Here is a 21,537-nt window from a genome sequence, read left to right as displayed (position 1 = left end):
ATTTTCGCGATATGATAGCAACATAGAGCATACGTTTCAGCCATTAAGAGTATCCATGACACCACTCGCCCTCATCCTGATCATTTCTGCCTACTTACTGGGGTCGATCTCGAGTGCCGTGCTGATCTGCCGGGTACTGCGCCTGCCGGACCCTCGCAGCGCCGGATCCCAGAACCCCGGTGCCACGAACGTGCTGCGCATTGGTAGTAAACAAGCAGCGGTAGCGGTGCTGGTGTGTGACATGTTGAAAGGCACCATTCCGGTGTGGGGCGGCTATTTTCTCGATATTGATCCGATCATTCTCGGGGTGGTGGCCATTGCGGCCTGTCTCGGACATATGTATCCGATTTTCTTCCATTTTAAAGGAGGAAAAGGAGTGGCGACGGCGCTGGGCGCAATTGCTCCGATTGGCTGGGACCTGACGTTATTGATCATAGCAACCTGGCTGGTGATCGCACTGATCTTCCGCTACTCCTCGCTGGCCGCACTGATCACGGTACTGCTGGCGCCCTTATATACCTGGCTGATCAAACCACAATATACCCTGCCGGTTGCCATGTTGTGCTGCCTGATCGTGTTTCGACATCACCAGAACATCCGCCGTCTGTTCGATGGCACCGAGCCCAAAGTCGGCGAAAAGAAAGACATAAAAAAGACCTCCTGAGAGGTCTTTCGATTAAGCGTGCTCGGCAAGAAAGCGCTCCAGCATCTGTGTCACGTACTGCGGCTGCTCCAGATTACTGATGTGTCCCGCTGCGGGAATTTGCACCAGCTCACTGCCCGCGATGCAATCTTGCATCAGGAACGACTCCAGTACCGGACGCGGGGTGTCTTCCTCACCCACGGCGATCAAAACCGGCAACGCCAATGTTTCCAGCTCTTCGATCAGATCGCGACGACCAAACACCATGCGGCCGATACGTGCGATTTCCACGGCATCTTGCCCTTTGATCGCCGAAAGCTGAGCCGCAAATTTGTTCACTAATTGCGGAGAGTTCTGCGCCGCGTTACGGGCAAAGAACATTGGTACCACCGCATCGACGATCGGTGCGGGTACCATCTGCGCCATGCTGATGGCTTCCAGCATCGCAAAGTATTTTTGGTGAGTCACCTCCGGCTCCAGACCGACAAAGGTGTCCATCATCACCAGCCCCGTCACTCGTCCGGGCGCCATCAGCGCCAGCTCCGTGCCCCACATGCCGCCGACCGACAGCCCGACAACCGCAAACTGTGCCACATCGAGATGATCCATCAGCGCCAGCATATCGGCCGCAATGTCCTGCAATGAACGGGTTTTCTGTGGCGCCGGATCGGATTCACCGTGCGCCCAAAGATCCGGCACAATACAGCGATATGACTGACTGAGCGCTTCAATCTGTGGTGCCCACATCTGGTGATCCCACAAGTAGCTGTGACCCAGCAGCAAAACAGGTCCCTGCCCCACATCCAGATAAGCGAGCTGTTGTCCATCTATGGTAAATTTTTTCATCATGACAGTGTCCATCAAAGGTATTGTTGTAATTTTTGTCGTTATCCTATCATCATTACTATCAATCACCACTCGGAGCTGTCGCCAGACGCAGCGATAAAAAAACGGCCGCACAGGGCGACCGCTTTTTCATACCTGGCAAATCAGGCAATCGGTTCCAACTGGTCAATCGGCCAGCGCGGCGTCGCCTGTACCGACAGGTCAGCCACTTCGCCATTTTTCAGACGCTGCATGCCAGCGTAAGCAATCATGGCGCCATTATCGGTACAAAATTCGGTGCGCGGATAATAGACTTCACCGCCGATTTTGTTCGCCAGTTTTTCCAGCTCAGCACGCAAACGCTTATTCGCGCTCACACCGCCGGCTATCACGATACGCTTCATGCCTGTCTGCTCCAGTGCGCGGCGACATTTGATCGCCAGCGTCTCACAGACGGCCTCTTCAAACGCGTACGCAATATCCGCTCGGGTCTGCTCATCGTCATCGTTGGCTGCAATGGTGTTGGCGGTGAAAGTTTTCAACCCGGAAAAACTCATGTCCAGTCCCGGGCGATCAGTCATCGGTCGCGGAAACTTAAAGCGCCCCGGCGTGCCCTTCTCCGCCAGCTTCGACAGCAGCGGTCCACCCGGGTAATCCAGCCCCATCAGTTTCGCGGTCTTATCAAACGCTTCACCAGCGGCATCATCAATCGACTCGCCAAGAATCTTGTACTCACCGATGCCTCTCACTTCGACCATCATCGAGTGGCCACCAGACACCAGCACCGCAACAAACGGGAACGGCGGAACGTTATCTTCCAGCATTGGCGCCAGCAGGTGGCCTTCCATATGGTGGACCGGTACAGCCGGCACATTCCAGGCATACGCAATACTGCGCCCGATGGTCGCGCCCACCAGCAATGCGCCCACCAATCCCGGGCCAGCGGTGTAGGCAACGCCGTCAATGTCCGCGGGGGTCAGGTTGGCTTCAGCCATCGCCGCTTTGATCAGCGGAATGGTCTTTTTCACGTGATCGCGCGAGGCCAGTTCCGGTACCACACCACCGTAGTCGGCATGCAGTTTTACCTGACTGTACAACTTGTGCGCCAACAGGCCTTTTTCATCGTCATAGATAGCGATTCCCGTTTCATCACAGGAGGTTTCAATGCCAATAATGCGCATATTTTTCTCGGTACACCCGTATCCACAATCAAAATTTGGCGCAATCTTACCTCGCCTTGGCTTTTCAAACAAATTTTGTACAGACAATAGGCAATAAAAGGCTTTACAATGGCTATGTGATCGGATTAAAATTCCGCACCATTTTTGATCAAGCTGGTTAGCGTCCAAGCAATTCATGTTTGACTGTTATAGGCCAGCATTAACGAATAACCCCTGAGGTGAAAGGCATATGCCAGTAGTTAAAGTACGTGAAAACGAACCGTTCGACGTAGCTCTGCGTCGTTTCAAGCGCTCTTGCGAAAAAGCAGGTATCCTTTCTGAAGTGCGTCGTCGTGAGCACTACGAAAAACCAACTACCGTTCGCAAACGCGCTAAAGCAGCAGCTCAAAAGCGTCACGCTAAGAAGCTAGCTCGCGAAAACGCTCGTCGCGTTCGCCTGTACTAATAACTTAATTCAGTAAAGGAATTGAGTTATGGCTCTGATTGACACACTCAAAGAAGAGCAAAAATTAGCGATGAAAGCCAGGGACAAAACGCGCCTTGGCACTATTCGTTTGGCTCTGTCGGCCATTAAACAACGTGAAGTTGACGAACAGATCACTCTGGGCGACGACGATATTCTCGCTGTGCTGACAAAAATGGTCAAACAACGTCGCGACTCTGTTACGCAGTATGAAGCTGCAGGTCGTCAAGACTTGGCAGACGCTGAGCAAGCGGAAATCGTTGTCCTTGAGGAATTTATGCCTCAACCACTGAACGAAGATGAAGTCGCAGCACTGATTGACAGTGCTATCACCGAATCTGGCGCAGCGGGCATGCAAGACATGGGGAAAGTGATGGCCGTGCTCAAGCCGCAAATTCAAGGGCGTGCAGACATGGGGAAAGTGAGTGGTTTAGTTCGCGCTAAACTCGCTTAAACCAACCCCATTTGCAGCAAGCCGTGCTATCCACTGGAACGCACGGCTTGTTTGTATCTATCCTATCTACATTGAGGCTTTCTATTCGGTTTTATGGCAGGACACATCCCTCGCAGCTTTATTGATGACCTCCTTGCTCGGCTTGATATTGTCGATATCATTGACGCACGCGTAAAACTGAAGAAAAAAGGCAAAAACTACAGCGCTTGTTGCCCGTTCCACAACGAAAAGACCCCGTCTTTCAGCGTCAGCCAGGAAAAGCAGTTCTATCACTGTTTTGGCTGCGGTGCACACGGCAATGCCATCGATTTTATGATGGAATTCGAGCGGCTGGAATTTCCTGAAGCCATTGAAGAACTGGCCTCTTTTCTTGGCCTGGATGTGCCACGGGAACAGCGCAGCGGCAGCAATTTCAATCAGCAGCCACGCGCCAACAGCGAACAAAAACGCAGCCTCTATGATTTGATGGGCAGTATTGCTCAGTTCTATCGTGATCAGCTCAAGCTCTCGTCCAGTAAGGTAGCCATCGAATACCTCAAGGGCCGCGGCTTATCCGGTGAAATTGTGCAGAAGTTTGGTATCGGCTATGTCCCCGACGAGTGGGACAGCGTGCGCAAGAACTTTGCCCGCGGCCGCGATGCAGAAGAGATGCTGACCTCAGCGGGTATGCTGGTTGAGAACGACAACGGCCATCGCTATGACCGTTTCCGCGGGCGGATCATGTTCCCAATCCGCGATCGACGTGGCCGCGTGATCGGCTTTGGAGGCCGGGTGCTCGGCGAAGGCACCCCCAAATATCTCAACTCTCCGGAAACGCCGATCTTTCACAAAGGCAAAGAGCTTTACGGCCTGTACGAAGTGTTGCAGGCGTACCGAGAGCCGCCGCAGATACTGGTCACTGAAGGCTATATGGATGTGGTGGCACTGGCACAATACGGAGTGGATTACTCCGTGGCGTCTCTGGGGACATCCACAACCGGCGACCACCTGCAAGTGCTGTTTCGCCAGACCAGTGCCGTGATCTGCTGTTACGACGGCGACAACGCGGGTCGTCAGGCTGCCTGGCGCGCGTTGGAAAATGCTCTACCCTATTTGAACGGGAACAAAACTCTTAAGTTTATGTTCCTGCCGGATAAAGAGGATCCCGATTCATTTATCCGCCAGAACGGCACCGAAGCATTTGAGCAGCATGTCCAGCAGGCCACGCCGTTTTCTGACTTTCTGTTCAGTGGCTTAATGGAAAAAGTGGTCGACAACAGCAGCCGAGAAGGTCGCTTTCGGGTGGTCCATCTGGCCGAACCGCTCATCAACTCGGTACGAGATGAGTCATTAAAGCTATATTTATGGGAAGAGCTATCGCTGCGAACCGGCCTGAGCTCTGACGCGATTCAGTCTAGCTTGAACAAAAAAAGCACCAGTGAGGCCGCGGCACGTCCCCAGCCTCATAAAGAGATCAAGCGCACACCGATGCGAGAAGTGATCGCTTTGCTTATTCAGAATCCAAGCTATGCTGAAATGGTACCGGACCTGTCCAGTGTCCGGGGATTGGCGTTGCCTGGTTTGGGTTTATTGGTGGAAGTACTTGATTATTGTCAGTCCCACCCCCATATCAACACCGGCCAGTTGCTTGAACACTGGCGTAATAACAAAAATGAGGCGCTTCTGTCTCGTCTTGCCAGCTGGGAGATCCCGCTCGCTGAAGACAATCAAGAAGATATATTTTTAGACTCATTGGACAAAATACTTGCTCAGTGCGTTGAAAAACAAATTGAAAACCTGCAGGCCAAAGCAAGAAGTGTCGGTTTATCAGCCGAAGAGAAAAGGGAGCTGCTAGCCTTAATGCTAGATTTGAAAGCGTAACCCTGTTTGATTAGTCAGCAATGAATAAATTTGTTAGTATTCGTGGTTTGCATTTCGCATACTAATTCCTTCACCAGATACGAAGTTGGATACCGTCTATGGATCAAAATCCGCAGTCACAGCTAAAACAACTTGTCATTAAGGGCAAGGAACAAGGCTATCTGACCTATGCCGAAGTTAACGATCACCTGCCCGCAGAAATCGTCGATTCCGAGCAGGTAGAAGACATTATTCAGATGATTAATGACATGGGTATTAAGGTAGTGGAAACCGCTCCTGATGCCGATGACCTTGCTCTTAGCGATGACAACAACATCACCGACGAAGACGCTGCCGAAGCGGCCGCGGCTGCACTATCCAGTGTAGAGAACGAAATCGGCCGTACCACCGACCCGGTGCGCATGTACATGCGCGAAATGGGTACGGTAGAACTGCTGACTCGTGAAGGTGAAATCGATATCGCGAAGCGTATTGAAGATGGTATCAACCAGGTTCAGAACGCTGTCGCAGAATACCCAGGTACGATTCCATACATTCTGGAACAGTTCGACAAAGTTCAAGCCGAAGAACTGCGCTTGACCGACCTGATCACCGGCTTCGTAGATCCAAACGATGAAGAGACCAGCGCCCCAACGGCCACTCACATCGGTTCGGAACTGGCAGAAAAAGAACTGGCGGACGAAGACGACGAAGATCTCGACGAAGACGAAGATGAAGACAAGGAAGATGACGACTCTTCTGAAGAAGAAGATACCGGCATCGACCCTGAGTTGGCGCTTGAGAAATTCACCGATCTGCGCAACACCTTCCAGAACTACCGTCTGGCAGTAAACGAACACGGTCGTGAAAGCAACAAAGCCAGCGAAGCGCACGCACTGGTTATCGACGTATTCAAAGAATTCCGTCTGACACCAAAACAGTTTGACTACCTGGTGGAAGAACTGCGTACCGCTATGGATCGCGTACGCACGCAAGAGCGCCTGATCATGCGCTCGACGGTTGAATACGGCAAAATGCCGAAGAAATCTTTCATTGCTCTGTTTACCGGCAATGAATCCAGCGAAGCCTGGTTGGATGAAGTTCTGTCTTCAGACAAACCTTACGCTGAAAAGATCAAACGCAGCGAAGACGACATCCGTCGCTCTATCCTGAAGCTGAAAGCGATCGAAGAAGAAACGTCACTGACGGTTCAGAACATCAAAGACATCAGCCGCCGTATGTCTATCGGTGAAGCCAAAGCTCGCCGCGCAAAGAAAGAGATGGTGGAAGCCAACTTGCGTCTGGTTATTTCGATTGCTAAGAAATACACCAACCGCGGTCTGCAATTCCTGGATCTGATCCAGGAAGGTAACATAGGTCTGATGAAAGCGGTCGACAAATTTGAATACCGTCGTGGTTACAAATTCTCGACCTACGCGACCTGGTGGATCCGTCAGGCGATCACTCGTTCAATCGCTGACCAAGCTCGTACGATCCGTATTCCGGTTCACATGATCGAAACGATCAACAAGCTCAACCGTATCTCGCGTCAAATGCTGCAAGAGATGGGCCGTGAGCCGTTACCGGAAGAGCTGGCAGAGCGCATGCAAATGCCGGAAGACAAGATCCGTAAAGTACTGAAAATTGCCAAAGAGCCAATCTCAATGGAGACACCAATCGGTGACGACGAAGATTCGCATCTGGGTGATTTCATCGAGGACACCACGCTGGAACTGCCGCTGGATTCTGCGACTTCTACCAGCCTGAAAGTGGCGACTCGTGACGTACTGGCAGGCCTGACGCCTCGTGAAGCGAAAGTACTGCGTATGCGCTTTGGTATCGACATGAATACCGACCACACTTTGGAAGAGGTTGGTAAGCAGTTCGACGTTACCCGTGAGCGTATTCGTCAGATCGAAGCCAAAGCACTGCGTAAGCTTCGTCATCCAAGCCGCTCAGAAACTCTGCGCAGCTTCCTGGACGAGTAATCGACCAAGCATGAAAAAAGGTGAGCAATGGCTCACCTTTTTTGTTACCGGACGTTCTAAGTGGATAAAAACTAAGCGCAATTGGTAATATCTGCGGCTAGACACCCCGGCAAGCTTCCCCTATAATCGTTGTCCTAATTTGGCCCCTTAGCTCAGTGGTTAGAGCAGTCGACTCATAATCGATTGGTCCGCAGTTCAAGTCTGCGAGGGGCCACCATATTGCAGAAGGCTCGTAGAGAAATCTACGGGCCTTTGTTTTTCTGGCCTTCCGTATTCAGCTCCTTTTTCCTCAACAGTGATGACTTCCGGTATGCTCTGGTCGATTAATGCCAGTTATCCATCTCAATATGAGATAAATATCGAGTTCCATCTCGGGAAGGACACCCATGATCCAAAAGCTCCCAGAACTCACCGCTCATAACCTGTGCTCGATGACGCTTTGACTATACTCAAAACTCATCTTGTGTACGGGAAGCGCTATGGACCAAACCCACACTCCGGCAACGGGCGCGTATCTGCTTAGCCTTGGGATCATCACTCTATTGTGCGGGTATCTGTACTACCTGATGGAGTGGCTGTTTTTCTACTTTCGTCCGTCGATGTTCAGCTATCTTGATGTGATACACAGTGTCGCGGTTGCGCTGGTAGCGCCATTGCCCTTAGTGGTGATAGGCGTTATGGACGTATTGCTGCTGACTGTGCTTATGCTGCGCGCACCGGGGACTATCCCGCTGATTAGGTTGCCGCTAAGACACATCGCCCTGTTGATTCCCGGCTTGATTCTCGCCTGTACCACTTTTCTACTGATCGATAATTTTACCTATACCCTGCTTCGCTTTGCCTCACCATCGGCAAACAGCCTATTAGTTAAATCAGTGTATTGGCTGCTTTTTATTGGTTTAGTAGGTTATTTTGTGCGCCGCCTGATGTCAGCCATGTCGTATCTGGCCACGCACATCGCGCTGCAGCGTCAACTCAGCACAACCTGCGCCGTGCTTCTGAGCCTCTCCTTGGTGATGGTGTGGCTGTCTTATCAGTCACCACAAGTTATTGCACATATACCGGCTCAAAGTGCGGTGCAGGTGCAACCCGAATCACCGCCTAATATTATTGTGTTCAGCGCTGATGGCGTGAACAGCAATCATGTTTCGGTGTACGGTTACGCGCGCCAAACCACACCGTTTTTAGAGCAGATCGCCAACGAGAGCATGGTGTTTCATCATCACTGGACCAACTCCGCCAAAACCACCGGCGCCATGGGAGCGATGCTGAGCGGTAAATACCCGACTCGAACCCGGGTGATCTTCCGCCCGGATACGTTTCGCGGTCAGGACATGTACCAGCACCTGCCGGGGTTGCTGAAACAGGCGGGATATTTCAACATCGATATCACCCTGCGCTATTACGTTGATCCGGTGGATCTCAAGATCAGAAACGGTTTTGATTACGCCAATCGCCGCCGCGTCTCTTCGCGCCATAACGACATTCGGGAGGTTATTGTTCAGCGCTGGCCAGACTGTGTGCAGTTCTGGGAGGAAACCTGGCAACGCCTCTATCAGCGGTTAGCTCATCTGACGGGCCATGCGCCAATGGCATACCCACATCAACTGGTTAGTGGTGGCTTGGACATTCCCAAAGGATTCAGCGATCGCGATCGGGTCAACCAACTCAAAACCCACATCGCCACCGCACCACGTCCATATTTTGCTAATGTTCACCTGCTCGGCCCACACGGTAATAAATTTGCCTATGAAACCCCGGTGTTTACCGACACCAAACATCAGCCCCAAATGTGGATGCTCGATCACTACGACAACGCGATTCGTCAGTGGGATACGTATGCTCAAGAAATCTATCAGTTGTTGATTGAACGGGGCGAACTGGACAACACCATACTGATTTTCACCAGCGATCACGGTATCGGCCACAGCATTGATCAAACGCTGCCTTTGTTGATCCGCTTTCCACATCGCGAGCCAAACGGAGTGGTCGTACAGCCTTCGCAACGGGTAGATATCGCCCCAACCCTGCTGGGTTACTTGTCGCTGCCCATTCCGGAGTGGATGGACGGTCAGGATCTCTTAGCCACCAGCAGAGTGCCTAAGCCCATTTTTATCGCCACATCACCGGATGAGCAGATCGTGGGAATGGGAGAATGGAAATCGGCGGCCAGTGTCCGTGCCCCTTTTTATACCTTGGGGACTTTGTCGATGGCGCTGTGCGGTCGGCTTTACTCGCTCAATCTCAATCAGCCCGAGGCCGTTGCGCTGACACACACCTTGGTACACCCACCCGATAACCGCTGTGGTCAGCGTGCTCTGAGCCAGCAACAGGCCTATCAGATGTTAACCCGACACCTGAGTGAGATGGGCTATGATGTCTCGATGCTGCCAGCACAGCTGAATTAAGACAGTTTCGTCAGACAGTAAAGCGTGCGACAAGAGTGAGGAACTTGGTCTTTGGCTTCAATGGTAAAATAGCCGGCCAGTGCCGCTTCAAACCCCGCCTGATGGTATTGTGGGAAGACGTCTTTGCGGCTCGCCAGTAAACGCTGTACCTGGGAGTCTTCCTTGGGGACAAACTCTATGATCACTTGTTGACGGCTGATGTGATGCAGTAGCCTGACGATGTGTTCAAGCGGCGTGTTGTTGCTGATCGCCAGGTGATGGATCAACGCCAGGGCAATCACCACATCAAACGCACCGCGCGATACAAACGAGCTTCGCTCGCCGTTCGCCCAGCCGATGGCGGCCGACGGATTAAACAGATCCAACACCAGTGGCAGAATATGACTCTCTCCGGACTCACGAACTTGCTGATAGTTGTGCTCGACGGCCACTTCGTCGATATCAAACGCCACCACCTGCTCGGAGTAACGGCTGGCTAAGCGACTGAACCGACCTGAGTTGGCGCCAATGTCCGCGAGCAGAGAGGCTGGCGTACCACGCTGGCTAAGATAGCCCTCGACCAAAGCGATTTTGCCCTGCATCGCTGCGTCCTGATAATTAGTGTGCTGATAATACTCCCCCCACTCAGACGAAGGCGTATGCCAGTGCAGCGATGCAATGTAAGTTCTCAGCCCCTTGAGCATGGCGCGCAGTTTGTCCACCTTCATTGCATCTGCCCCTTTCAGCGCGGCTTGCGTCTGATGCGCCTTGTCACCGTAACGGGTTTGCATTTTCGCGTGCAGATGAATATGGGACAGCATATTGAAGCTTAGCCAGGTGCGTTTGGGCAACAGTCGACTCGTCAGATCAAGTGGCACCCCATCAATATACAGCTCAGCCAGTTTTCCCAACCGGTGGTCGCAATGTGCTTTGAGAGCCAGCGGCGCCAAAAAGTGCTGACAAAACTGGCGATAGGCCACCCATGTGCCCTGTTCATAAGGCTCAAAGGACAAGGTATCAATGAAAATTGGCCTTCCCTGATGAAACTGGACGTTAAACGCACTGGCGTCTTTCAAACTAAACCCGTAGTCCAGTGCAAGCAACTGAATGTCGAGTGTCAACAACGCCGCGTCTTTAAGTTGGCCAAAGCACCATTCATACGGATACGAAATGTAGGGAATACGCTCTGGCTTCAGGATTTTGTGTGCCAGATCAGAGCGATAACCGTCCAGTCGCTGCTCGCGATGGCGGACCAGATAGTTGCGCTCCGTCAGAGCCTGATGCAGGCCACTATCCAGATAAGCATCAAAGGCATTGGCAAAGCATTGGTTCACCTGACGATACAGCGTCCCTTGATAGCGAAACACAAAACCACTGCTGTCACGGAAAGAAGAGTCATCCACTTCAATATTCTGCATAGTTCATCGTCACTTAAGGTCACTCAGAGCTGGAATACTCATAACTATAGCCTAATCTGCATTTGCTGAATGAACGCCGCCTGACTACAGTTGAACTAATCTCTTTTTTATCAATAATCAGATAGGGAGTGTTTTATGCTTTCCCGCACGCACCACAAACTGGGCTTAGTGGCCTTGACCCTGATGGCAAGTTTTCCGGCACAAGCGTATCTGGATCCCGGTACGGGCAGCGTGATCCTGCAAGCGATTATCGCGACGGTCGTCGCGGGTCTTGCGACTATGCGTTTATGGTGGGATAAACTGCTGAACCTGTTTTCAAGCCGTAAAGACCCGTCAGCAGACGACAACGACAATGCGCAGCCCACATCAAAGCACGACCATAAAGAACCATAAAAAAGCCCGCGACATCATTCGGCGGGCTTGGCTCACATTCTCAGCTTAGCTGTAGTGCTTTCACACAGTTTCGTCCACTGGCCTTGGCTTCATACAGCAGTTTGTCGGCCTGATTACACAGCGCCTCAAACTCCATGTCCACCTGATGGGTCGTCAATACACCGAAGCTCGACGTGACATTGACGGCTTGTTCGCTCTCAGTCACGAATCCTTGTTGAGCCACCGCCTCACGCAGGCGTTCTGCTAACGCCACGGATTCTTCCAGATCGGTTTTTGGCAGCACCACAACGAACTCTTCTCCGCCGAGGCGCGCGACAATATCGCTGTCTCGCACCGACGATTCCAGTACTTTAGCCACACCAGTCAAAACCACGTCGCCAAACACGTGTCCGTAGGTATCGTTCACCTGCTTGAAGTGGTCGACATCGATCATCACCATCGTGATGGGCCCCGTTTCCGGTTTTCTCACCACCACTTTTTTGTCCAGTTTACGTTCCAGCCACTTGTTGAGCTGTGCATAACCTGACTGGACGCGTTTCCATTGCTGACGTAAGTGGTACGTCACTTTACCCGGAAGCGATTGTGGTTTCACTTCCGGCTTAGGTGCAGCCTGTTCCGTGATCGGCTGCATAAACCACTCTTCCAGGAAACGACGGTTGAACAAACCGGTCAGCGTGTCCGTTTTCGCTAAACGACGCATGCGGATACGCGAACGGTTGACGGCCAGGAACACGACTGCCAGCAATAGGATCACAGCCAACAGTGCAATCACAATTTCCCCCAGCAAGTAGAAAGTCCGGCGATTGTTCTCCAGTTCCATCCGTTGCAAAACGTTATTCCAGTTCAGATCCTGGTTCTCATATTCCAGTCGCTCCAGCTCAAACAGGATCTGCTGACGCTCGAGTTTTTCCATCTCGCGATCGTTGCTGAACTGAATGAATTTATTGTGATACTGACCATAAGACTGATACGCCTGCTGAAAGTTGTTCGCGCCAGCATAGGCCTGGGCTGCCACTTTGAGCAGCTCCAGTTGCTGCTGCTGAATGTGCGGGCTCTTGATAATCTCCGGCAGCATTGGCGTGATCATAGCCAGCAACTCGTCAAACTTCTTCTGCTCCAGCATATACTGCGCTTGCAGCAACCTGAAAGTCGCCAGATAGGCACTCGACGTTTCACGATACTGGAGATTTTCCGCCAGTCTCAGGTGGCGCAGCATGTTCCGGTCATTATCGGTCTCGCGGTACAGAGAAGCCAGTTCCAGGTTGATGCGAAAACGAAAACGGCCATCGCCGATGATCTGCGCCAGTTTGAGCGCGTCCTGATAGGCGTCAATCGCTTTATCATACTGGAACTGCGCTTTGTGCAATTTGGCAATGGTCAGCACACTGAGCAACTCATTGAACGACATACGCCGCTCTTTGAAATAGCGGTACGCCTGGTTCAGCACCGTTTCCGAGCGGCCATAACCCTGAATTTTGACCAGTACATCACCCAGCCCTAATGCAGCACGCTCTACCTGTCCTTGTACACCGGAAGACTCTGCCGCCTCAAGCGAGGACATGATCGCTGCATAGGACTTTTTAAAATCCCCCTGAACTTCGTAGTAGCGCCCTTTGACCAACAGCACTTCCGATTCCAGCTGCTTATCACCATTCGCACGTGACGTTTTCAGTAGCGTATCCAATGAAGAGACGGCTTCGTTGATGTCGTTTTTGCCCATCATCGCCTGAATCTGATGCAACTCAAGCAATAGGTGTTCACGGCTCTGTTTTGGCGCCAGGCTCAGCCCTTTCTTTGCCGCCGCTGAACTCTCCTTTTGTCGCCCCAGCAGTTCCAGTACCGTCGATTTGGCCAGGTAGTAACGCACCAGCAACTCTCTCGGCTGGTTTTGCAGTAGTGAGTCTTCTTCCAACTGCTCAATTTGCGCCAGCGATTTTTGCGGCAAGGCGTAAACCTGACGCTCGATGCCTTCCAGAGACTGGAGGAATTTGTCTTTTGGCTCTGCACCCGCAGCCTGGATCTGGAACGAACACAGCAATGTCCAGAAGAGCAGAGGTGCAATCATAAGTTTATGAAATTGCAACATTATTACTATTCCCTAGATGGGTAAATACTTCAGTGTGGCGGGAAATTATGATTATTATTAAGTGAGCGGATCGGCTCGGAGCCGATCCGAAAATGCTTTCCCGAACAGATTGGGCTGCATAATAAATCACCGACTTTGTCCGGCGAAATCGTTTTGCTCCACAATCCAGCCAATGCGGGCAATTTTTAATCAATTACGAAAAAAGTCTTATCTTTGCTACAAAAATAGCGTCTCAGCACTAATCCACGTCACCTCGCTTGGCCGAAACTCAATCATTCAGGTAGTAACTGACGGTGGAAACCACCCGGACTTTTTTGATATAGGGAGTATTGCTGTCACGGCTGACGATCGAAAACTGTCCTTGCGAAGCGCGCTTGATTTTGCCGAGCGAACTTTGCGAATCACGGGCAAATTTCTGCGCGACTTCACGCGCGTTTTTCGTGGCTTCTTCCACCATGTCAGGCTTGATTTTGTTCAGGCCATTGAAACTGTATTCGATGGGATTGCTGTACGGATCCTGGTTGAACACAATCCCCTGTTTACCCAGTTCCCCCAGTTTAGTGATAGCCTGACGCACTAAGTCCACCTGCTGGCTGTAAACCGTCATGGTTTGAGAAGCGAGATAGCGGAATTCAATACTACTCTCGCCACCGTACTGCTGAGCTTTTTTGTCGATCACCGTCGGTGAAGAGAACGAAATACCGGTTTTGTCGATCCCCTGCAACACCAGAAATGCGTTGATGGCCTGTGACTGTTTGTCGAGGGTAGCGAAAAGTTCAGGCAGATCATTTCCAGCAACGGAAAATTGAATCGGCCAGATGACAGTGTCGGCCGGATACTCCTTTTCGGCCAGCCCTTTAACGGTCACGATACGTTCAAAACCACGGTAACTTAACGCCGTCTGTTGAACAAAGTAGCCCAGAACCGCCAAACCTAAGATCAAGCTGATGCCAAGGATAAGAGCGGTGCGGTTGTCTGTTGCTTTCATAATAGAACTCCTGATTCAACCTCATCATTTATACAACCGATTCCATAGATGATCCACTGCTCACCCAAGATATGATTTGATGACACTGTGTGCGATCAAAAAACGGGAACCGATCCGGTTCCCGTTATTCCAGAGCAACATTAAGCAAAGGTTCAATTGACTTGTTATTGTGCGTGTACCCGCAAAATCTAAGCTAGCAGGTATACTTTCAGTACGGTATGAAATTAGTACATTTTGTGAGCGACACGTAATTTAAAGGCGCACCGGCCTGGCTGTTACATATTAATTCAGTTTGATATCTCAGGCCGTAACGCATGTTCATCAAATCGTCACTTTTCTATCATGCTTTTCTCATCAAACTGAAGCCTGACTGACATCTAATCGCCATAAGATTCTCTGCAGAGTACATCAAACTGAGGTCATTATGGATATCACCAGCCCTTTTCGTCTGCCAAGGAAAACGCCGTTTGGTTGGGGAGAAAACATCGCTGAATGGGCAACCGGATTGAGCAAGCTCGACAAATTTTACGCTCAGCGGCCAGCCGGTAGCGACACCCGGGCATTCCTGCGTTTTACGCTCGATGTGCTAGGCATCGATTATCAGATCACGCGCGGCAGTCTGGATAAAATTCCCACCTCAGGGGCCACGATTGTGGTTGCCAATCATCCACTTGGTTGTGTCGAAGGTGTGATCCTCGCGGAATTGCTGTTGATGCTCCGCGACGACGTACAGATCCTTGCTAATCAATATCTTAAAACCGTTCCCGAACTGGACAAACTGTTCATTGGTGTGGATGTCTTTGATGGCGAATACGCCCACCGAGCCAACATGAAAGCGCTGCGCTACGCCAACAAACACCTTGAACAAGGTGGATTACTGCTGATGTTCCCGGCTGGCGAAGTGTCGCATCTGGTTGACCGCAAAGCCCAGAAACTGGAAGACAAAGAGTGGAGCCGCTCTGTCAGCGCACTGATTCGTAAACACAAAGCCACTACGGTTCCCGTATTCATTAACGGCCAGAACTCGCAACGCTTTTACATGGCCGGGAAAATCCACCCGTTGCTGCGTACCCTGATGCTCGGACGTGAGCTGCTCAACAAACAATCTCAACCAATCGGGATCGCCGTCGGCGACGCCATCAAGTACAAAGAGGTTAATGGCCTGAGTGATACCCAGGTCGTCAATTACCTGCGCCTGAATACCTACCTGCTCCAGCCCGCCCCGGTGAACAGCACACAAACGGTCGAAGCATCGCCGCCACACCCCGTCGCGCCGGCGTTAGCCACCGAAGCCTGGTTGGAGGATATCCATAATCTCCCAGCGGAACACCACCTGCTGAGCAGCAACGAATTTGACGTTTACTGCACCAGTACCGCACATATTCCTTCTCTGTTGCATGAGATCGGGCGCCTGCGTGAGCTGAATTTCCGAGCGGTCGGTGAAGGCACCGGGCTGGCGCTCGACCTGGATGAATTCGATGAGGATTATCTGCATCTGTTTGTCTGGGATCGCGACAAACAGTGTCTGGTTGGCGCTTATCGCCTCGGTTTGGTTGAACAGGTGTCCGCCAAGCGAGGTCTGGATGGTCTCTACTCACGCACCTTATTCCACTACGATCAGCGGTTTCTGAATAAAATGGGGACGGCGGTTGAAATGGGCCGCTCCGTGGTTGCGGCTGAGTACCAGCGCAGCATGAGTGCCCTGTTGCTGCTGTGGAAAGGCATAGCGACATACGTCTCACGCCACCCAAACATTACCCACCTGTTCGGGCCGGTCAGCATCAGTAATGATTACAGTCAGCAAGCCCGTCAACTGCTGGCTCAGACCATGACCTTGCATCATTACGATGCCGACAGTGCCCACTACGTTGAAGCCTCTAACCCACTGCCGAGTCATGCCAGCTCATGGAACACCAGTTTACTGACGGCGCTTGGCGACTTGCAGCTTCTGTCTCGGGTCATTGCCCGCATTGATGACGGCAAAGGCGTCCCTGTACTGCTGCGTCAATATCTGGGTCTGAACGGTAAACTGGTGTGTTTCAATGTCGATCCTGCGTTCAACAATGCGCTCGACGGACTGATTGTGGTTGATCTTCGCACCGTCGCCGAGAAAACACTCGCCCGCTATATGGGGCCACTGGCCGCATCGGAGTACCTCAGCCAGCACGCCCGCTGAACCGCTTAAAGAAAGCCACCCAGTTCGGGTGGCTTGTAACTCGAGTGACGCCAACTTTAGCACCAAGATCGCCAGTTCCCGCCAAATTCTTCATCAGTATTCTAAGTATCATCAGCATTCTGCTGACCGGTCACTTATATCGGAAACATCGTCTCGCTCAGCGAGGACAACTCTGAAGACAACGCCATCAATACGTTCGAAACGCCGATATGGCGGTTTTAATTCTATCAATGAGCTTTTCACTGGCAGCTTAGCGAAAAAGAAGAGCAAATAAGTGCATATAACTAGAGTATGAATCCGCCGTTTGCGGGTACAATTTGGGCCTATTTTTTGCTCATATTCAGTTGTTATGTCTCTAAAAATGTCAAAGACCCGCAAAGTCTATCAAGCGGGCTATAAACCTCTTACCGACACGGCGCCGGTTCATCGTCATTCAACACCGGTTGAAACCACTCAAACTGAACCTGAATTTGCCTACACTCTTGAGTTTGCGTGCCAAGAGCCGCTGTTTAAACAGTCCGTTGCCCCTAACCTTGAAATGTTGCTTAAATCTTCTTCCGGTCAGCCGGCGATCAAGCAGTGGCGTCAACAGGCAGTTAAGCAGACAACCCACTACGCCTGCAGCATCGAAGTGGAAGAAGCCAAAGCCCTTCAGGTCGGTAAGCATCACGTTGTTCCATTTCAATTAGATAACGTAATACCTCATCCAAAAGACAGCGTGACGATACAAGAGGCCTTTATTCCTCTCCGGCCAGCCATCCAAGTGGGCTCTCAGCTCGGTTTGCCGACCGAAGGTTTTCTCTATCACTTTTTAGACGACAAACTGCTGAACGAATACCGCTTCGGGGGCAATAAAAAATATCGCTTTGTGGCCACCCAAAGTGTGGCGGGTAGCATGAACAGCGCACCGTCCAACGCCAGCGAAACCGATTTTATCCTTGCGTTGTGGAAGCGAAATGGGCAAACCGTTGATAATCAGTATCTGCTTTTTAGCAAAGAGCCATTGGATGACAACGCAGTGGCGTTGGTGGACCATGCCTTTCTTGACGAGCATGGCATACAACTGGATATGGGCGAGTTAATCCCACTTACCGAAGGGCAAGCCAAACGAAAAAAACACATCGTAGCGCCGGGAGAAACGCTGGATCAGGTCGCGGAACAACAAAGCATCACCGTCGAAGAGCTGAAAACGCTGAACCCCTATTGGCGCGGCGATGATGCTCAGCCGGAAGCCGGCAGTGTGTTGTATCTCGAACCCGTGAGCCAATATAACCACGGCAAAGACGTCGGCTACCAGAGCAACACCGCCCTGCTGATCCAAGACATATTGTCGATGGGCTCCATCAGCGAACAGGCCACCTTTCCTGTGGTTCGCGTCGCACAATCGAGCCAGAACAGTTTTGCTGCGATCGCGCCGGTCCGATACGCCATCGACAATATCGTCCCTGAAAGTTTGGAGCAAGAGGTGGCTGAAGGTGTCCACCCGATTGAAGACAAACAAAACTTTTCAGGTGGTGTGTTTGCATCGGATAAAGTCCCGTATACGTTACGTCAGTTGCGTGATGGATGGCTGTATACCTTGCACCAGCCCCCTGAAGGTGACGCTTGGCAACTCGAAGAGTATCAGGTGCGTGAGGGCGAATTTTATCGCTGTAAAGGCGATGATGCAGCAGCGCGGCTGGAAGCGGAACCCGAAGCCCCGCAATCCCACCTGATGGTCCGAACAGACTGTCCGTATTATCTGGGGTACGCCAGCCAGCGCTGGACTGATCGCATCGTCGATTTTTATCAAAGTAATGAACAAGTCCGAAATGACTGGCTACGCGACGTCAATGCCGGAACGCACCGCACCCCAATCGAGCAGATTGAAACCTGCGTCGCCGATGTAGGCCAGTGCGACTTAACCCAGTTTGACTGGAGCTGCGCTACCACACAGCTCGAAGAAGAGGATCCCACCGGATTAGTCGCACCTCTGGTATCGCGCAACCTCAAAAGTTATCAATACCAGGTGCCCAGTCACGCAGCTCATGACCTGGTCGCTCTGGATGATCCCATGGCCGATATCGTCGACCTGTATCTGCGCTTATCGCAGTCGGTGCAGCTCACAATTGAAGACGACGCCGCCCGTCGTCAAACGGTCATTGCGGAAACCATCCGCTCTCTGGTGCGTATTTCTCTGCCAGCGGAGAGCATGAGTGTCATTCCCCCGCAAGACTGGATTGAAGTGGAGCAGGACATCGATACTTGCCTGGAATACCACTATTTCCAAACCCAAATGACCCAAGCCAATGCGCCTCGTGGTGATGCAAAAGCGGCCATTTGGGCAGAAGCTGAATCGACAGTACTCGCATACCCGCAAGCCAAAGCCCGGTTAACAGCAAAAGGCATTGCGCCTGCACTGTTAGAAAAACGTCTGGATGAATACACCCAGCGGCGCAAAGCACATCGTCAGGTTGACTGGAAAGGACTGGATAAGTACTACAAAACCTATATTGAAACCCAAGCCTTGGCGCAAACGGGGATATTGCGTGACGTTCCTATCCTGATCAGCTCGCTGGAAACCTTGGGCAATGATCCGCTCCGCTTGGGGATCGACATCGCTCAGCACGATCATCAGATAACCTTAAATACCCTGCTCGATTGCATCCTGAACGATCTCGATCTCAGCTCGCAATCTTGCCCTGAACTCCATGAGCGCATCGATCAACTTATTATTGCCCCTGAAAACTTACTGGGGCTGACAAGCAGCTTTTTCTCCAGTGAAATTTACGCTCAAACAGAAAACTTGATCAGCCAATTGGATTTGTCACAGTTTGCGGAAAACAGCCGAATCCCAATTGGGGGCTTTATGTCCGCCTTTAACGATATTATTGGCTTTGATGACCCTAACTCTCCCCTCTTCACCATGACCAAAGGGTTGCTGGTTTCGCTGGATACCATCATCGAGAACGCCAAAAAAGCGACCGCCGTCAAAGGAGATAAAGCTCTGCATGCCATGCAGATGCTGCGTTTCAGAATTCTAAATCGTGTGATGAAACTTCCCGGTCTTGCTGCCCGAAGAAGCATGGCCATGGCCGTATGGGCGCAGCTCTATCTCAGAGGGGGCAAAGTGCAACTCAATAAATTGTCACACGCAGACAGATTTGGCACCAATATCTATCATCACATGTCAATCGAAGCCGGAGTATTGCAAAAAACCTTAAAAACGCAAATGAAAGGCTCACCAGAGTACGTGAAAACCAGCACGGAACTCAAAGACCTGAACCAGAGGGTCAGCCAGTTTATTGATGAAACCCCACTGGTCTTCGAGGCCTATCAGGACCACCAGGTTGGCAAACATGTGTTTTCCAGCAAAGCGCAAAACCTGTCGCAAAAGTGGGATAGCGTAGGCCGTATGGACTTTGTGGTCTCGAGCTTAAACCTGATCAATGTGTTTAATCAGATGATGTCGCTGCAACAGATCGTTGAATCTGTGCCATACCCGGACACTCGCCGCCAGGAGCTGACTCTGGCCTACAGCACCGCCTGGTTTATTAATGCGGTAGGTTCTAACTTAAAAGGGTTGTCGTTAAATAATTTAAAGACGGACTCTAAATTGCTCGACCAGTCTTTAAATCAAATCAAAACAAGTCAAAACTCCACAAGAGCCTCGGTGAATATCACTTATGCTGAGCAATATATCGCGCGTTCTTTCATTGCGGGTGTGGCTGGCGTCATTGCCGCAGGCCTAGAGGGTTGGCAAACCATTGAAGATATTGGAGAATCGAAAGAGGCAAGCCAACAAGTACTTCTGGGATTTAAAACACTTGCACTAGGAATTCAAGGGGTTGGTTGGGGAATATTATCAGCCCGAGCTTTGATGTCTCGTTTTGCAAGCTTGGCCGTAGGAGGAGTGCTCCGTGGCTGGTTGCTAGCCGCCAACTTCTGGGGTGCGGCTCTGTATGGTGTAGTTACCATCATATTGCTGCTAACGGAAAAAACACCGTTAGAAAAATGGCTAAAACATTCGGTGTGGGGCAAGGAGCCGGATCCAGCTTTGAGCGCTGAAGATGAGTTTTTCAATCTGCTAACCTTGATCAACCAGCCGTCAGTACACACTCAGGTACTCAGCCGAAACGTGATGCCGCTTGCCTCGCCTTATGACACCACGACACAAGTAGAGATTGAGCAGCGACTAACCTTCACTCTGCCTAATACCTATGCCGGAGACACCATCGCACTGGGCATCGAGGTGAAACCAGCTGGCAAAACCGCACAACCGTTCAGTGCGCAGGAGATTGCGGCTGGTCAATGGCAACAAGACCCGAATGAACCGAGCACTTATTCGTATCAGCTCGCGTTGCCCCGCCCAATTCGTCAAACGGTCAGTTACCACGCGAGCACAGAGCCACCCAAAATTCGGCTTTTTGTGTTGAAAGATATGGACAACCCCTATCAGACCAATTCGGACGCAACACGCAGCAGTATTTATCAGACGCAGTTTACCGCCGGTGTTAATGAAACTCAGGAGATGGTAAAACTGGACGCGATCAACCTGAGTCAACACACCATAATTGAAGTAGAGGTCCCGAGATAATGTCAACATCAATGGCAGCATTGCCAGAGCTTAGTGATGAATACAAACAACAGCAACAACAAGCGGTGCTGGATTCAGATGTGCTGTATCAGTTTGAGCTGATTAAAGAGCCATTTACAG

General features: G+C 51.3%; 14 protein-coding genes and 1 tRNA gene. 10 read left to right on the top strand and 5 right to left on the bottom strand.

The window, feature by feature from the left end; genetic code table 11:
- Positions 1-55 precede the first annotated feature (55 nt).
- Positions 56-664: a glycerol-3-phosphate 1-O-acyltransferase PlsY gene (gene plsY, locus CAG65_RS12260; RefSeq protein ID WP_021707351.1), complete on the top strand. Its 609-nt coding sequence runs from the start codon at positions 56-58 to the stop codon at positions 662-664.
- A 12-nt stretch (positions 665-676) separates the two neighbouring features.
- Here plsY and CAG65_RS12255 read toward each other — a convergent pair whose 3' ends face one another.
- The gene (locus CAG65_RS12255; protein ID WP_161453821.1) at positions 677-1,489 is read right to left on the bottom strand and encodes an alpha/beta fold hydrolase; all 813 of its coding nucleotides are present in this window, start codon (positions 1,487-1,489) and stop codon (positions 677-679) included.
- Between the two features lie 143 nt (positions 1,490-1,632).
- On the bottom strand, positions 1,633-2,649 hold the full coding sequence (gene tsaD, locus CAG65_RS12250; RefSeq protein WP_021707349.1) for a tRNA (adenosine(37)-N6)-threonylcarbamoyltransferase complex transferase subunit TsaD: 1,017 nt from the start codon (positions 2,647-2,649) through the stop codon (positions 1,633-1,635).
- 229 nt (positions 2,650-2,878) lie between these two features.
- Between tsaD and rpsU the strand changes: the two genes are divergently transcribed.
- The 6 genes from rpsU (at position 2,879) to CAG65_RS12220 (ending at position 9,801) form a co-directional block, all read left to right on the top strand.
- The gene (gene rpsU / locus CAG65_RS12245; RefSeq protein ID WP_001145625.1) at positions 2,879-3,094 is read left to right on the top strand and encodes a 30S ribosomal protein S21; all 216 of its coding nucleotides are present in this window, start codon (positions 2,879-2,881) and stop codon (positions 3,092-3,094) included.
- 28 nt (positions 3,095-3,122) lie between these two features.
- Positions 3,123-3,566, top strand: coding sequence for a GatB/YqeY domain-containing protein (locus tag CAG65_RS12240; RefSeq protein WP_161453812.1), 444 nt, complete (start codon positions 3,123-3,125; stop codon positions 3,564-3,566).
- Positions 3,567-3,659: 93 nt separating this feature from the next.
- Positions 3,660-5,426 carry a DNA primase gene (dnaG, locus tag CAG65_RS12235; protein ID WP_161453811.1) on the top strand — a complete coding sequence of 589 codons (1,767 nt, stop codon included), beginning with the start codon at positions 3,660-3,662 and terminating at the stop codon, positions 5,424-5,426.
- Positions 5,427-5,524: 98 nt separating this feature from the next.
- Positions 5,525-7,393 carry an RNA polymerase sigma factor RpoD gene (gene rpoD, locus CAG65_RS12230; protein ID WP_161453810.1) on the top strand — a complete coding sequence of 623 codons (1,869 nt, stop codon included), beginning with the start codon at positions 5,525-5,527 and terminating at the stop codon, positions 7,391-7,393.
- Between the two features lie 141 nt (positions 7,394-7,534).
- Positions 7,535-7,610: transfer RNA gene (locus CAG65_RS12225), tRNA-Ile, on the top strand.
- 262 nt (positions 7,611-7,872) lie between these two features.
- Entirely contained in the window at positions 7,873-9,801 is a 1,929-nt protein-coding gene (locus CAG65_RS12220) for a sulfatase-like hydrolase/transferase (protein ID WP_161453809.1), read from the top strand.
- On the opposite strand, the gene CAG65_RS12215 is transcribed toward CAG65_RS12220, so the two are convergent.
- A complete protein-coding gene (locus tag CAG65_RS12215; RefSeq protein WP_161453808.1) occupies positions 9,798-11,198 on the bottom strand; it encodes a class I SAM-dependent methyltransferase in 1,401 nt (466 codons plus the stop codon). The two genes, CAG65_RS12220 and CAG65_RS12215, sit on opposite strands and share 4 nt — an antisense overlap.
- Positions 11,199-11,333: 135 nt before the next feature.
- Here CAG65_RS12215 and CAG65_RS12210 point away from each other — a divergent pair, with 135 nt between their 5' ends.
- Entirely contained in the window at positions 11,334-11,591 is a 258-nt protein-coding gene (locus tag CAG65_RS12210; RefSeq protein ID WP_021707342.1) for a hypothetical protein, read from the top strand.
- Between the two features lie 40 nt (positions 11,592-11,631).
- On the opposite strand, the gene CAG65_RS12205 is transcribed toward CAG65_RS12210, so the two are convergent.
- Both CAG65_RS12205 and CAG65_RS12200 read right to left on the bottom strand, forming a co-directional pair.
- Positions 11,632-13,677, bottom strand: coding sequence for a GGDEF domain-containing protein (locus tag CAG65_RS12205; protein WP_161453807.1), 2,046 nt, complete (start codon positions 13,675-13,677; stop codon positions 11,632-11,634).
- Positions 13,678-13,945: 268 nt separating this feature from the next.
- On the bottom strand, positions 13,946-14,665 hold the full coding sequence (locus CAG65_RS12200; protein WP_161453806.1) for an SIMPL domain-containing protein: 720 nt from the start codon (positions 14,663-14,665) through the stop codon (positions 13,946-13,948).
- Between the two features lie 424 nt (positions 14,666-15,089).
- On the opposite strand from CAG65_RS12200, the gene CAG65_RS12195 reads away from it, so the two are divergent.
- On the top strand, positions 15,090-16,841 hold the full coding sequence (locus CAG65_RS12195) for a lysophospholipid acyltransferase family protein (RefSeq protein ID WP_161453805.1): 1,752 nt from the start codon (positions 15,090-15,092) through the stop codon (positions 16,839-16,841).
- A 361-nt stretch (positions 16,842-17,202) separates the two neighbouring features.
- Entirely contained in the window at positions 17,203-21,417 is a 4,215-nt protein-coding gene (locus CAG65_RS12190) for a LysM peptidoglycan-binding domain-containing protein (RefSeq protein ID WP_161453804.1), read from the top strand.
- The last annotated feature ends 120 nt before the right edge of the window (positions 21,418-21,537 follow it).

It is taken from the genome of Vibrio sp. V39_P1S14PM300 (assembly GCF_009904765.1).
In the GTDB taxonomy this organism is placed as follows: Bacteria; Pseudomonadota; Gammaproteobacteria; order Enterobacterales; family Vibrionaceae; genus Vibrio; species Vibrio proteolyticus.
Note: the sequence above shows the minus strand (reverse complement) of the source record. Positions and strands in the feature narration are given on the sequence as shown.

Coding starts and splice junctions, on each gene's coding strand:
- dnaG (WP_161453811.1), top strand. CDS start 3,660: ATGGCAGGACACATCCCTCGCAGCTTTATTGATGACCTCCTTGCTCGG.
- CAG65_RS12210 (WP_021707342.1), top strand. CDS start 11,334: ATGCTTTCCCGCACGCACCACAAACTGGGCTTAGTGGCCTTGACCCTG.
- CAG65_RS12215 (WP_161453808.1), bottom strand. CDS start 11,198: ATGCAGAATATTGAAGTGGATGACTCTTCTTTCCGTGACAGCAGTGGT.
- CAG65_RS12255 (WP_161453821.1), bottom strand. CDS start 1,489: ATGAAAAAATTTACCATAGATGGACAACAGCTCGCTTATCTGGATGTG.
- CAG65_RS12190 (WP_161453804.1), top strand. CDS start 17,203: ATGTCAAAGACCCGCAAAGTCTATCAAGCGGGCTATAAACCTCTTACC.
- rpoD (WP_161453810.1), top strand. CDS start 5,525: ATGGATCAAAATCCGCAGTCACAGCTAAAACAACTTGTCATTAAGGGC.
- CAG65_RS12205 (WP_161453807.1), bottom strand. CDS start 13,677: ATGTTGCAATTTCATAAACTTATGATTGCACCTCTGCTCTTCTGGACA.
- plsY (WP_021707351.1), top strand. CDS start 56: ATGACACCACTCGCCCTCATCCTGATCATTTCTGCCTACTTACTGGGG.
- CAG65_RS12240 (WP_161453812.1), top strand. CDS start 3,123: ATGGCTCTGATTGACACACTCAAAGAAGAGCAAAAATTAGCGATGAAA.
- CAG65_RS12220 (WP_161453809.1), top strand. CDS start 7,873: ATGGACCAAACCCACACTCCGGCAACGGGCGCGTATCTGCTTAGCCTT.
- rpsU (WP_001145625.1), top strand. CDS start 2,879: ATGCCAGTAGTTAAAGTACGTGAAAACGAACCGTTCGACGTAGCTCTG.
- tsaD (WP_021707349.1), bottom strand. CDS start 2,649: ATGCGCATTATTGGCATTGAAACCTCCTGTGATGAAACGGGAATCGCT.
- CAG65_RS12200 (WP_161453806.1), bottom strand. CDS start 14,665: ATGAAAGCAACAGACAACCGCACCGCTCTTATCCTTGGCATCAGCTTG.
- CAG65_RS12195 (WP_161453805.1), top strand. CDS start 15,090: ATGGATATCACCAGCCCTTTTCGTCTGCCAAGGAAAACGCCGTTTGGT.